The following is a 13,955-nucleotide window of genomic DNA, read 5'->3' on the forward strand; positions in this document are numbered from 1 at the left end:
ATTTATGATACATTTTAAGTAATTGATTATATACAGGAAGGAGGAGTGTTGATGGCTAAGCTGGGTTATGCGAGAGCCTCTTCAGGTAAACATACTTTGGAAAAACAGATAAGTTTTCTTGATGAATTTGGATGCTATAAGATTTTTACAGACAATAAAAGCAACACAGAAAGAGAAGGACTAAATGCTATGCTGGAATACGCCAGAGAAGGAGACATTGTAATCGTATTCAAACTTGATAGACTTGCAAAAAGCATCCAAGATCTCCATCGAATAACCAGTGAGCTAAAGGAGAGAGAAATTGATCTTATTTCGTTAACACAAAACATTGATACCTCTGGAGAAAAGGGCGGAATGGTTTTTCATATGATCGAAGTTTGCGCAGAATTTGAAAGGGAGTTAATCGTTGAAAGGATAAAAACGGGAATCGAGAATGCAAGAGAGAAGGGAGTTAAGCTAGGAAGGAAAGAAGCTAATAGACTCCTTAAGGAAAAGGCTTATGAACTGTATTATTCCGGGGAATATACCATGAGGGAGATTGTTCAAGAAACAGGTTTAGCAAGAGCGACTATTTATAGATATATAGAACAGAAGAAATCCTCTGAATGACTCGTCACATTTTTAACGAAGTGTTTATAGTGTGCAGGTGAATTAGAAATCTGAAGGAACTAACCTAACCAATCTAAAAGGTAGTGTACGAATGTCTAGTAACCAAAAGAAAAGAGGATGTAAGAAGTTTTGTGTAAATAGGTAAACTTACCAGCTAAGGAGTGGACATTTATGCAAAACGAAACTAACTGGTTGGCTAAAGAATTAGCGAGAGATTGCCGGACGGTGGAAGACATTCAGGAAAAATTGAATGATTTGTTCAAAGATACTATTCAACATGTGTTTGAAGCGGAAATTGACAATCACTTGGGCTACAAGAAGCATGATAACGAAGGCGACCATTCCGGAAATAGCCTAGGGAGAAAATCTTTGTTGTTCGGCAATCTGCTATTAAAGCTTGATTAAGAAAGGAGTCGACAAACAGACATGGCACATATTTTTCATCTCAGGTGAAATTCCGAAAATTGTTTATGAAATTCTTTCGGAGCACCAATTGACTGTCTACACTGGAAAAATCTAATACAGAAAATGAGCTTATGGAGCAAGTAAGAAATGCGGATGCCCTTCTTTGCCCACTCTCTGCTAAGGTAACAAAAAAAGTAATCGAGTCAGCCCCTCATTCACTAGTGATAGCTAACTTCGGAGCTGGCTTCGATAACATAGATATCAAAGCGGCAAAAGAAAAACGCATCTTGATAGCAAACACTCCATATGTTTCCTACGGAGGTGACGGCAGAACTAGCGCTGGGGTTAATGCTTGCCCTCTTCACCGCATTCCTGAAGGTGACATCTCTGCCGAACAACCGGGTTCAATGGGTGGGCTTAACCAAAAAAGAAGCGTAAATGACAGCTTCTTTTTTTGCTGATAGGATAGCGTGAAACTTCCTATACCACATGAGTGCAACTACGACGTTTTCCGCCCTTTTTCAAGGGAGAACCGCGGGCTTTTTTCTATATAGGGTAACTTTTACTTGAAAAAAGAAATGATAGATTTGATTTCTCTCAGCATATTAAATCCTGTTTGAACTTTTCCAATATGTGACATAATATTGCCTATATGGTCTGTCACACCTGTCTTTTTTTTCGGTACAGGTGTCTGTGTGTGCCTTGGATTTTGTCGTGGCATAAATGGAGGGAACTGCCTAACAGGCGGCCTCCTCTGGAATGATTCCTGTCCTGGATTAAAACGGTTGAACCTCAATATCTGACCCCCAAACGTTAAAACGGATTCGATTTCTTCCTTCTATAAAGTTTATGCGGCTTAACAAGGTAGGATTGGACAAATCTAGGGATTTGGTGAAATTCAACAGAAATATAGTCTCCATGTTTAACAACTGTACAAAAACTTTCCTTTTGAGAAGCACATTCGGTTTTTAAATTGCTAAAGAAAAAGTCGCTAGGCGAGAACAATTTTCCTGATTAATAGCAAATGTTCTTACTTTCCCGCTCTCCATATTTATAATTGAAACAAGGGGGCCAACATTTGGTGTCGGTTTGCTACCCGTTGTCTCAGGTGCCTCACTTCCGAACTCTGCCAAATAAGCTTCGTCAGTCGACCGAAATAAGGATTATAATTGAAGTCAAAGCCCATTATTGCCGAGTGCGTAGTTAATGTCGAAATGGTTTTTCGGGGCTGCATTGGGTGGTGGGATAGTACAAAGAGTGGCTGTGGCTTTTGTTTTGGCCTAGACACCGCATTGATCACGGGTTAACCTCCCATGTAATCGGGCCAGCCGTACCAGTATCCTTGTATGATGCGTTGAAATTCATCAGCGGACGGCTTCCCCTAACAACATGCCATGGTTTGCACAGACCAACCGGTTAAAGCGGTCGAACTTTTTTCGAAAAGGATCCTCCGTCCCCATGCAAACATTTCAAGTTGTGAACCATCCGGCTTTTATCTTAAGATACTTTCACTAGCCTTAGTAATTACTTTCACACACTCACCTTGGAAAGTGGAAACGCCAAAAGGGGAAAATGCTACTGTTAGTGCCTGATCTCTAGGTGCTAGATAATTTTTTGTCTTGAAATCTTCGCCGGTAAGGCTGATAACAGAGCCCGGATAGTCATGGGGAAACGGATGTTCCTTAAGCCACCTGTTATTATCCTCACCGACCACACAGGAATTCAAGGCAGTCGCCCAACCGAAATACATCTTCCCGTCGGAACCGAAAATCACCCGTTTATTATGATTGTCGCCAAAGCCTGTCAGGCTTAAAACCTTATCTGGACCAGATCAAAAAACAACGACAAATTGATTTGCCGTTGTTTTTTACTGGGATAGAGAACCTTCTTATTCAACTCCCTCACTCAATGAAAGAAGCAAAAACGCTGAATCTCCCTTTTACTCAGTATTTCATTAATAGCTATTTTAGGCTGAAATGTAAACTTTTGGTTGGATTTATCTTGTGAGGATAAATTTGGACTTTGAAAGCAACCCATGTATAAAGGCCAAACGTGGATCCATTGCCTGTAAGTGAATTGATGGCATTATCCAAAGTGATAATATGAATCCCGGCTCGTTCGGCAAGATTACGAATCTTGTAGCAGAGCCCGCTGTTTTCGGGCAAGTCGGGATAAATCTTTAGCAAGAATGACATCAAAGGCTCTATTTTCAGCATCCTTAATACTCATCTGTCTTGAAAAAAATCGTCTTCTAATCTAAATCGACGTCTAAAATGGTCATAGTCGAAGCGTTCTTCTTCAATTCTAAAACGCACTTCATCTCAGAGTTCATTAACTTCTGGATTTTTACAATAATAGGTCAAAATGACATTTTGAAATTATGGAAGTCCTGCTTGAAATCCTCATATTCCTTCTTTAAACATTTCACAACGCATATCATCTCTACCCATTTCATTTTTAGCTAATAGAATCTATATGCGTTGAATTCATAGGTGAATGGTTTGTCTTTTATTCTTGCATGTTGACTGATGCCATTAAAAAATCACTCACAATGTTAGCTATTTTCTAGTGGATCGTCAAAGTCGCCACGAAAAAGTAAACCCATTTTTACAATAGTTAAATAAATACTATTTAAACGCGAGTTTATATGTGATTTACAAGTCTTCATACCACCTTAACAAAAATCAACAATAATCTAACGTAACAATAATTGTGGGTTAACAATCGTTTATTTTAATAGAGAAGTAGATAAGTGAACTAGTAAATTAGGAGGATGTTATATGAACAAAAAAAGTATTGCCAAAAAAGGAGCTGGGGTGGCACTCGCATTGGCGATTATCATTCCCGCTCTCACCCCTGTGTCTGCTGCACCATCAGAGGAAGTAAAGATTGATTCAGTAAAATTTAATGGAATGCAAGCACCATCTAGCATTGAACAGATGGTAAAAACATATACAGAAGCATCAGTAGAAGTAAAATACAGCAATGGAAAGGTAAAAAAGTTCCCGCTCTCATACAAACAGCTGTTCAAATCCGAAGATAAAGTAGCTACAGTTAATGGTGAGAAAATTCCGGCTGGAACTCCAATCGATTATTATGGGGATCCAATTGTTGATAAAAGTGTTCACGGAAACCCTACATATTTTGTTTCGGATGCCCCCGATTCAAATAGCTTACTGAATCCGATTGATGGCAAGCTATACATGGTTACGCATTACGAATATGATACTATCGATGCGGCAGGAAAGTCTGCTTATGGATTAGTTCCTGCTTCCATGTCTTTAACCACGTTGGATCAAGATAAGAAAACAGGCGAACTAAAACCAACAGAAGTTAAAAAAATCGACTTTTCTGCAGTGAACGGTCTTTGGATTCCATGTAATGGATCTACTTCGCCATGGAATACGCATTTAGGTTCAGAAGAGTACGAACCGGATGCCCGCAGCTTTGAATTTGACCCGGCTTCCAGCGCGAGAACATGGACGGAAAGCTTTGCCGAGCTTTATTTCGGTGATAAATCAAAAGCCAATCCTTATTTCTATGGTTACATTCCGGAAATCAAGGTGAAAAAGAACGGGAAAACAAAGGTAGAGAAACATTACAGCACAGGCCGTTTCTCTCATGAAGTCATGAAAATGATGCCTGACAACCGTACGGCATTTTTCGGCGATGATGGCGGTTATACGACTATGTTTATGTATGTAGCAGAAAAAGCCGAGGATTTATCTGCCGGTACGTTATATGCAGCTAAATTCAACCAGACAGGAGCTGAAAAAGGTGGTTCAGGAAACCTGGAATGGATTAAATTAGGGAATTCCAAGGATGAAGAAATTAAAGATATAATCGACAGCGGTATTAAATTCAGTGATATATTTGAAACCTTTGATGAGCCTAAAGAAGGCTTTAAAGCGATTAAGCAATATTCATATGGTAAAACGGAATATTTAAAACTCAAGCCTGGCATGGAAAAAGCCGCGGCATTCCTTGAATCGCGCCGCTATGCAGCATACATTGGAGCGACTGCTGAATTTAATAAAATGGAAGGCATCACACTGAATGCTAAAGATAAAAAAGTATATGTAGCTGTTGCTGATCAAAGCGGTGGAATGGAAAAGGATACGGCTGGAAAAGACCCGGTGGACCATATACAATTGCCAAAAAGTAAATCAGGTACCACATTCCAATTGAATTTACAGGGCGGCCAAAAAGATAGTAAGGGAAATGCCATTCTCAGCAAATATGTGGCTGCCTCTATGTCCGGTTTGCTAGTAGGCGAAGATCTGCCGCAAGCTGATGCTTACGGCAATACAGCCAACGTTGACAAGGTAGCAAGCCCGGATAATTTAAGCTATTCCGAGGCAATGAGGACATTGTTTATCGGCGAAGACAGTGGTATGCATACAAATAATTTTGTTTGGGCGTATAATATCGATACGAAATCGTTAGAACGTGTTTTATCCGTACCAGCAGGTGCTGAATCGACTGGTTTGTTTGCCGCTGATGACCGTAATGGCTTCTCTTATATAATGAGCAACTTCCAGCATCCAGGTGATGAAGTAGATAAGAAGTCCATTACTGCTGTAAATAAAGATGAATTAGTGAAGGCAGTGGATGAACAAATCGGCATAAATAAAACAGGTGGGGTGGGTTATATCTCTGGTCTTCCGTCCCTTACAAATATGCCCGATTTTAATGCACCAGCTGTACCTAGCGTTAATCCGGTATCTAATCAAACTACTTCAGTCAGCGGCAAAGCTGAACCCGGTGTAACCGTAAAGCTGTATGTAAATGGTAAATTCCAAAAGAGCACTACTGCCGATAAGAATGGAGATTTTAAGTTTTCAATCAGCAAGAAAGCCATGGGAACGGAAATCAAAGTGACTGCAACCGATGAAGCTGGAAACGTAAGTAAAGCAAAGGCTGTTAAAGTTATTGATAAAACTGCACCTGGTACACCTGCAGTTAATAAAGTAACCTACAAATCTACTTTTGTTACCGGAAAAGCTGAAAAGGGGGCAACTGTTTATATATATAACGGAAAAACATACGTAAACAAAGCGGTTGCTGATTCCAAAGGCAAATTCAAAGTGAAAATTAAGGTTCAGAAAAAGGGTTCAAGCCTAACGATCCTTGCAAAAGATAAGGCTGGCAATAAAAGTAAGTCGACAGCTGTAAAAGTATATTAAATATACCTTAAATATGATGATAAGACCCCGGACTCACCATTTAATCGGGGTCTTTATTATTTCTGAACAGCCTCTTGAACACTTTTGAAAAAATGTAAACATATCTTTTGTGAAAAAGTATGTAGCAATAATTGATGGTGCAAAATCCATTAAATAAACAGGTTATATGAGAATAAAGCAGATTCCTTGAAAAAACAAGGATTAATACCACATTAGAGAAACACAGCACTGAATTGACGCTCGAAAAAGAATCCGACGATATATGCGTATGAAATTTATTAAAGCCCTGGCCGTGAGGGTTAAAGCGTTTTCTGTAACGTCAATATAACTGAAAGTCTCTTTGGCTACAGTTGTGACAGTTGAACCAACGATTGTCATGTGCAAGGCGATTATCTCTAACCCTTATACGTCGTTCTTCATTAAATCTCATGAAGTCACGCTCTCAATAAATCGATCATTGTCAGCTGGTTATGCGGAAAATAGTGCGCATGTCACAGCTAGCCCCAGGGTGAAGACAGTCAAAATCCAGCATATGATTAAAACAAACAAAAATGAGATATTGGGATCTGTTCAGGCTCTATTCTTTGCGGATACACTGGTCGCAAGGCAGGTAATGTATGACATTATGAACGATTCGGAAGTCGCTAGGGTCCGTTGAGACTTTTTAGATAGGGCTGGGTTCAAAGAAGTTGAGAAAAAGAAGTTAATGAAAATCGTAGTATCAACATTGAATTTAACATTCCAAGGCCACCTAAGCCATATAGAGGGAAAGGTCTAGAGAATAGGTAATAAGTGATATGGTTATGGGGTTTCGGAACCACTTCCAAACGCTACGCTTTGTTGTTATGGAGAATTTCGGAATGTCAGTATTCCGCCAATGACCGGGATTTTACCCTAGTTATTAAAATAGGTCAGGGAGCCTTAATATTTTTGTTCTTCAATCAACGGCAAATGCGAATATTCTTCTGCAGCGAGACCGTTTAAATTGAAACGAATCATCATTTAACGCAGCCACCTATAAAATATACAATCCTTCGCCGGTACACTTGGGCACGAGTTAGTTCACGCCGATACCAATACTGACGAAACACCATAGAATTTGAAAGTGAATTAACAGAATTGCTTGGAAAGTTGTCCAGTCTTATCCTTGTAAGTTCAAATACTGAAAAACCTAAAAATTTGCTAAGAAGATAATTAAAAAATAAATGGTGTGAATTAAACAGAAGTTTACCAAAAATGATATAATTCTCATCCGTCTTAAATAAGATGGATTTCGAGAATTTTATGATATTTTGGATTGAACATTTTTAAAAAGTGTTGATTCCTATAAATAAAATATCTTTAAGGTTAGGATTATGGTTTTTTGTAATTATTCTTATTTTTGAATCGTTTTTAATTTTCTTTTTACATTCGAACATAATGGATTCAAGGGTAGAAGAGGAACTTAATGCTCTGTAGGCAAGAGGAAATAGCCATAGGGATGTGGCAGAAAAGTCTTTCAACAAGGACACGCTTCACCATGTTGCTTTAATGGAAGCTCAGGCTGATACAGAGGTAGTTATAACTGACCGAAATAATGAAATACTAGTAAAATCAAATGATCTGGATAAAGAAGAACAGAAAATTATTTCAACAAATATAGAAAATGTTCCAAGGAAAGGTTCCATACTGGAGGACAGTTGGAGAACAGAAAAATATGTTTCAACAATAAGCCCATATTTTATTAATGATCATAAATACGGTTATGTTTTTATGTTTCAAAGCACGGATCAGGTTCAAAGTTTATCTCAATATTAAACAGGCACTTTGTTATTGCAGCTATATTGACGATTACATTTATGATTTTAACCATTATTTCTTTAATAAGAGTAACGTGAAAGCTAACTGCATAATTTTTGCATATTTTCTTGATGATTTCATATATAAGCCTTTAGTAAAAATTTTCAGCTGGAAAATGGGCCAGTTATTCAAGTTGATTCTAAAAAAGTTCTTTTATTTGATAATATACCCTCATAGGGTATATTATATATGCTGCTATAAATACCAAATATTATTTTCGAAAGGTGTGTAAAAATGAAAAAGTTACTGATATTACTTGGTCTTGCAACGCCTTTAGTGTTAGCTGGATGTGGAAATAATGCAGACCACGAAAACCATTCGAACAACAATAACGAGTCCAAACAAGAAGAGACGAACCAATCAGGCACGGACCATTCAGGAATGGATCATTCAGAGATGAATCATTCCAGCTCAGGAGAAGTTCCTGAAGGGTTAAAAGAAGCACAGAATCCGACATATCCGGTTGGAAGCAAGGTGATTTTAGCGATGGACACATGGAGGGCATGAAGGGTGCCGAAGGTGAGATTGTTAATGCCTACGATACCACTGTCTATGCTGTAAGTTACACTCCAACAACGGGTGGAGTAAAAGTGACAAATCATAAATGGGTTATTCAAGAAGACTTGAAGGATGCTGGTGACATACCTTATAAAGTGGGAGATGAAGTCACTCTTAATGTTGAGCATATGGAAGGTATGAAGGGTGCTAAGGCTACTATTGAATCAGCAAAACAAACGACTATTTATATGGTTGACTATACGCCAACAACCGGTGGAGAAGAAGTGAAAAACCACCAATGGGTCACAGAAGATGAACTTTCTCCGTCCCAAGGTGATGATGGTGGGCATTCTGGTCATTAATATCTAAACGGTAGAATCAGAAATTCGTTCTGCTGTTTATTATTTTCAGAAAATTGCTTAACATCTCAATGGAAAGCAACTCGTTATGGAAGCTTCTTTTTTACCAGTAGGTAATGATATCGAACAAACCAATCATGATAATAATAACTCCCGCAATTTTCTGAACCACATTCCCAAACCTCTTCCCTTTTTTAAAAGGGATCCTTCTGCGCCAAATGCCCAAATCATACTCAAGAATATAAATGAGGTAGTGAGGTGCCGATACCGAAAATAAGAGCCAAGGTAGTGACCGAGTAAACGACGCCAGGTTGGCAAACGTCGACTCAGACGCAATTATCTCGATTTTTGTTAGGGGCATTTTCTCCGTCTCCTTATGGAGAGCGTAGCCCACGTTAAAGCATGTCCTCTTTGAAGGTCATTAACTATCAGTATGCCGATGTCTTTTATACAGGTTTAAGGAAGAAGGAATTCGGTTGGCTATTGGGTGTAGAGGAGAAGGGTCTGATCAAGCTGATGGGGGTTATGGAATTTGTTTCTCCTGAACCTCGCAAGGAAGTATATCGAAAATCCAAATCCTAACGCTGGATGAGTACAAGGATTTCATTTACATTAGGCCGGAGCTAAAGTGCCAGGTTACATTCAAGAATTATACGAAGGCCGGTTTGTTACGGATACCATTTTTAGAATTTAAGTAATAGCAAGAGCAAGACCGCTAAGGGTTTATGCTCTTTTTTTATTTAGTTTTATAAAGCTAGGTGTCACACTTTAACATATTCCTCATTGCATAGTAAAATCGCTATCTTCTTCTATCTTATTTTGTACTAATTCATCTATAACACGAGCAGCTGTTTCTAAATCAGTTAAAAGTTCAGTATCTTGCTCATTAATGAAAGTGATTAAAAAACGATTGGGATTTTCTCCTTTTTTTAAAGACACTATAAAGGGATCTTCATAATTAGAAAATATATGAGTTATTTCAGAATCCTTATAGTTGATTAACTCATATAGCATTTTCTTAATTTGATTTATGGGCACCGTATTTTCTCCTTTAATTCTTTAGAAGCAAGTAAACAAAGTTAAGGTAAAAAAACTATGTGATACATGGATTACCCAATAAAAAGTATTTTTACTAATATCGCAAGGAAAAAAAGATATTAGGCCCCACCTTCGCCTAATATCACGACAGCCACACTTGCTATCTCACCTAAACTCTTGCCAGATTAACTTTCCCTTCAATCTGCTAGATTGAAACTGGAAAAAGCGACCACTTCTAACTAGACATAATTATTTTATTTATTACTTCTTCCAGTTCTTTTACTATCAATAAATGACATTTTATTTTTCCTTGTAACAATGAATTTCGGTTTTCTTGATACTGCGAACAATGAAACAATGAAGCAAATACTTAATATCGTTGATAATGTCCAGGAAAACAGTTCAATTGCTGTCATCATCATTACCTCCATCTGTAAAATTCTCATATGAATCCCATTTTTTCTGAACAGTTCTCGATTTTAAAATAACCTTCGAAATGGTAAATAATTAGCAGTGTAGTTAGGAACTTTTTCCTAATATTTCCTCGTTGGCCATTTTGTAGTTCTTGTGATTAACGACCGTTCTGTCGTTTGGAAATTCTAGAGTGGTAGGATTGCTTATTATAGTAACAATAACTGAGTTACTATTTACTTTTTCTATGACTCCTCTAACACCTTGCTTAAAGATAATTTCATCACCAATTTTTGCTAATAACTGTAGTTTCAACTCATTCATTCCCCATTAAAATATTTATAATTTGCAAATGCAAGCCTTTATATTAAGCTTTGACACCATTAACAAAGCTATTAGCTCCCTACCCATATATGTTGATGGAAGAGTTCCTGAAGGAGGTGTCAGAAAAGATTTTACCCAAGATTTCAATATTGTAAACGCTCACTATGAGAGTGGTAGTTTATCTTAAAAACATGGGTATTTAAGTTCTTTATTTTATTGAATAATTGACATATGGTGCATTCTTTGTAAAATTTGAGTCTGCTATGAACTAAAATCGCACTACAGTCATAGAAATCGCGGTATATCAATGTAAATGGTTGGTTGCCCATAGGTTTAACAGAATGTTTAACTCCTGGAGAGAAGGTAATATAAAAGCATAAATGATATGGAGGGGAATTCAGTGAAAACCTTTAATTATTTTTTAGGCATACCGTTGATGACAGTATTTGCCTTGGGTGGCTGCAGCGATAAAGATGAAGTGGAAAATCCGCCAGTTGCTGAAAATGAAAACCTGGGCGACAACAAACCTGGAACGAATGAGGCGTCTTCTCAGAAAATCGATTTCACTTTTAAATCATTCGAATTGAATGTGGAGAATGCCGATGGTAAGAAATATGAGGCTGAGTATGAGACAGAGGGTGCGGAAACAGAAGCATCGATTGACGACGAGATCAATGATAAGAAACTAGCCGGCGATGAAGCGATGGAACAACTGGCACCAAAGCTGGAAAAACTGGAATTTAATCAGGATGCTCCCGAAGATGAAGTTATTGCAGAAGTGGTGAAGGATTTTGAATTAAATGAAGATTTTAAGAATCTAGAGCTTGATATTACGTATAGTGACGGAGAGACGAAGGAGTACACAGAATCAAAATAAAAAAATAATCGAATAGGGGATTCTTCTATATTGGGGGAGTATTAATCTTTTTGTGTAAATGGGGTTTCACTTCATTATATATAAAGGATTTATATGGAGTGGCGGGCACAGATAGGCTCTGAGCCGGGCGATGCCTTTCTTTTGGAAGGTATCGCACATTCGCCGGAAAGCATGCCGCCGAGGCTGTACATATTGGCATTCAACCAATCAAACAACTTAGAGATAATTTACTTTAAATCTAAATAAGTTCTTGTTAAACTAATGGGTGCGTTTATCTAAGAAGGATAACGCATCTTTATGTTGAAGTTATTGTACGAAGGAGCAGTTTAGTCCTTACTCAATTGTGAGGACAACGCTAGGGGGAATCTAATATGACAAAGAAAAATAAGGAGTTGTCACCAGAACAACGTGAAGAACTACTAAGAACTTTGGAAGCCCGTTTTGAGAAAAACATGCACAGACATATTGGTCTCGAATGGGCTAAAGTACAAGCTAAGATTGAAGCTAATACTGAAAAACTGTGGTCGCTCAATGAAATGGAGGGAACTGGCGGTGAACCGGATGTTGTTGGCCATGATAAAAAGACGGGCGAATACATTTTTTATGATTGTTCACCGGAAAGTCCTAAAGGCCGCAGAAGTGTTTGTTACGACCGTAAAGCACTGGAGTCAAGAAAAAAACACAAACCAGAAAATAACGCTATTGATATGGCAACTGCCATGGGAATTGAACTTTTAACAGAGGATCAATACCGGGAGCTGCAGAAACTTGAAAATTTCGACATGAAAACATCGAGTTGGGTGCAAACTCCTGCTAATATTAGAAAACTTGGCGGGGCCATCTTTTGTGATTGTCGCTACGACACTGTTTTCGTGTACCACAATGGAGCGGAATCCTACTATGCTGCAAGGGGTTTTCGCGGCTCGCTAGGGGTCTAAATTATGCACAAACAGCTAAATTTGAATTTGAGAATGGATTACCTGGGGAAAAGCTTTAAATTCATTATTCAACTGATATGAACGAATGTGTCTTACCCACCAGACTTAAATGTTTTAAATAGTGTTTCATACAGCAAAGAATAGAGTTATATACAATCTGATATGCGTGGGTTGGTTACCACATTTCAACTTCATCCGACCCGGAGCTGCCTCGGACTAATGCCACACGTTCAGTCTTTAGACATTAGTGCATCGTTGAACATGATGGTTCTCCTTCACGGGGTTCGCATCCGAGGCAAATCTTCAATTTTCAATCACAATATTAATATACAATAAAAAATCTTCCATAAAGCCTTTAACCATTCAGGATGCTTTACGGACCAATTTCGAACTCCTTGCAGAGGGCGTATTTCACGGCGAAGTAAGAACTGGATAAGTCTTTGACGGGTGCTTTGTCAATCTTCACGGGCATCATGATGAGGATCAAGGAGGCTATAGAATTGTCTAGGAATTACTTAGCATATCCACATCAAAATGAATCCTTTTATGATATTTTGAAGAAGAAAAAGGCAATTGATTTGAGAAACAATTTTTATATCGTTGATTTAGGAAATGGGTATGAAGATGTTTTACCAATTGATACAAACAAAAAATTTAAATAAACACTAAATATCCTCACTTAACCAGTGGGGTGTATTTCGTTGTGTAGAAAAATATCTAGTTGATACCTATATTGCTTGGTATAATTTGAAAAAAGACAAGGAGAGGAAATTTAACATGAAAGTCATATTAAAAGCATCATCTGTAGTTTTTGCTTTATTACTGTTGTTTACTGGGGTAACAGAAGCTCAAGGAGCAGCGGTTAATACTTCTAAAAGTCGTGTTACGTATACCCTAGATGATTCTTCAGGTGTCAGATACGCCATTTATTTTATCCCGACAAATGAAAAGAAATCAATAGGTTCATGTAACAGTAAGTATTCATGGTCTAGCTGTTGGGCAGGAGTCAATCAAGGAGATACAATTTACCACGGAGATTACAAGATTTATCAGCGAAAAGCAGGATCGAAAACCGTAAAGTATACTGGCTATCAGAAAAAAGACTTTACCTATAATGCTACGAGAAAGATGGTATACTCCGTTCCTTCCAAGTACAAAGGGCAGCCTGATTTATTCATTACTGCGGAAACTATGTCCTCAAACTTTGAAGATGGACGAATTTATTATATGTTCAAAGGTAAGTTGAAGAAGGCAGACCTATTTGCATACACATATAGACCGCAAAACGTTGGCAAACACAGCTTTAGAACGGCAGGCTATAATAATGGTGACGGTAAATGGTACATAAGAGATTATAAACTAAGTGTAATAAATGGGAAATTACGCGAAACAAAACTGTTTGTTAAACGGTATGATATGGACAAGTTTAGAAAAAGTTGGAGAAAAGACTGGAAATAAGAATATCGTAAAT

General features: G+C 37.9%; 13 protein-coding genes and 2 pseudogenes. 12 read left to right on the top strand and 3 right to left on the bottom strand.

Annotation, left to right across the window (positions count from 1 at the left end; all coding sequences use genetic code 11):
- Positions 1-51 precede the first annotated feature (51 nt).
- From D0466_RS18855 to D0466_RS18900, 7 genes and pseudogenes are all read left to right on the top strand, one after another.
- Positions 52-609, top strand: a complete 558-nt coding sequence (locus D0466_RS18855; RefSeq protein WP_117324078.1) for a recombinase family protein — start codon at positions 52-54, stop codon at positions 607-609.
- A gap of 171 nt (positions 610-780) precedes the next feature.
- Positions 781-963 (top strand): annotated as a pseudogene (locus D0466_RS18860) (IS256 family transposase); the annotation flags it as partial.
- Between the two features lie 152 nt (positions 964-1,115).
- The gene (locus tag D0466_RS18865) at positions 1,116-1,475 is read left to right on the top strand and encodes a Rossmann-fold NAD(P)-binding domain-containing protein (protein WP_267897404.1); all 360 of its coding nucleotides are present in this window, start codon (positions 1,116-1,118) and stop codon (positions 1,473-1,475) included.
- Between the two features lie 2,319 nt (positions 1,476-3,794).
- The gene (locus tag D0466_RS18885) at positions 3,795-6,200 is read left to right on the top strand and encodes an Ig-like domain-containing protein (protein WP_158555952.1); all 2,406 of its coding nucleotides are present in this window, start codon (positions 3,795-3,797) and stop codon (positions 6,198-6,200) included.
- Between the two features lie 340 nt (positions 6,201-6,540).
- On the top strand, positions 6,541-6,858 hold the full coding sequence (locus tag D0466_RS18890) for a hypothetical protein (protein WP_117324084.1): 318 nt from the start codon (positions 6,541-6,543) through the stop codon (positions 6,856-6,858).
- 824 nt (positions 6,859-7,682) lie between these two features.
- Positions 7,683-7,997 (top strand): hypothetical protein, encoded by a 315-nt coding sequence (locus D0466_RS18895; RefSeq protein WP_117324085.1) that lies wholly within the window; start codon positions 7,683-7,685, stop codon positions 7,995-7,997.
- Positions 7,998-8,273: 276 nt separating this feature from the next.
- A pseudogene (locus D0466_RS18900) lies at positions 8,274-8,899 on the top strand (DUF1541 domain-containing protein).
- Positions 8,900-8,999: 100 nt separating this feature from the next.
- Here D0466_RS18900 and D0466_RS18905 read toward each other — a convergent pair.
- Both D0466_RS18905 and D0466_RS18915 read right to left on the bottom strand, forming a co-directional pair.
- A complete protein-coding gene (locus D0466_RS18905) occupies positions 9,000-9,257 on the bottom strand; it encodes a hypothetical protein (RefSeq protein WP_117324086.1) in 258 nt (85 codons plus the stop codon).
- A 419-nt stretch (positions 9,258-9,676) separates the two neighbouring features.
- On the bottom strand, positions 9,677-9,934 hold the full coding sequence (locus D0466_RS18915) for a hypothetical protein (RefSeq protein WP_117324088.1): 258 nt from the start codon (positions 9,932-9,934) through the stop codon (positions 9,677-9,679).
- Positions 9,935-10,252: 318 nt separating this feature from the next.
- Here D0466_RS18915 and D0466_RS23385 point away from each other — a divergent pair, with 318 nt between their 5' ends.
- Complete coding sequence (locus tag D0466_RS23385; protein ID WP_267897403.1) at positions 10,253-10,384, top strand: hypothetical protein; 132 nt, start codon at positions 10,253-10,255, stop codon at positions 10,382-10,384.
- Positions 10,385-10,453: 69 nt separating this feature from the next.
- On the opposite strand, the gene D0466_RS18920 is transcribed toward D0466_RS23385, so the two are convergent.
- The gene (locus D0466_RS18920; RefSeq protein WP_117324089.1) at positions 10,454-10,669 is read right to left on the bottom strand and encodes a DUF2187 family protein; all 216 of its coding nucleotides are present in this window, start codon (positions 10,667-10,669) and stop codon (positions 10,454-10,456) included.
- Positions 10,670-11,069: 400 nt separating this feature from the next.
- Here D0466_RS18920 and D0466_RS18925 point away from each other — a divergent pair, with 400 nt between their 5' ends.
- From D0466_RS18925 to D0466_RS18940, 4 genes are all read left to right on the top strand, one after another.
- On the top strand, positions 11,070-11,546 hold the full coding sequence (locus D0466_RS18925) for a YusW family protein (protein ID WP_158555953.1): 477 nt from the start codon (positions 11,070-11,072) through the stop codon (positions 11,544-11,546).
- A gap of 371 nt (positions 11,547-11,917) precedes the next feature.
- Positions 11,918-12,484, top strand: coding sequence for a DUF4256 domain-containing protein (locus tag D0466_RS18930; RefSeq protein WP_117324091.1), 567 nt, complete (start codon positions 11,918-11,920; stop codon positions 12,482-12,484).
- 500 nt (positions 12,485-12,984) lie between these two features.
- Positions 12,985-13,146 (top strand): hypothetical protein, encoded by a 162-nt coding sequence (locus D0466_RS18935; protein ID WP_233522704.1) that lies wholly within the window; start codon positions 12,985-12,987, stop codon positions 13,144-13,146.
- Between the two features lie 115 nt (positions 13,147-13,261).
- On the top strand, positions 13,262-13,942 hold the full coding sequence (locus D0466_RS18940) for a hypothetical protein (protein WP_117324092.1): 681 nt from the start codon (positions 13,262-13,264) through the stop codon (positions 13,940-13,942).
- Positions 13,943-13,955 lie beyond the last annotated feature (13 nt).

This window comes from Peribacillus glennii (assembly GCF_003429105.1).
Taxonomy (GTDB): Bacteria; Bacillota; Bacilli; order Bacillales; family DSM-1321; genus Peribacillus; species Peribacillus glennii.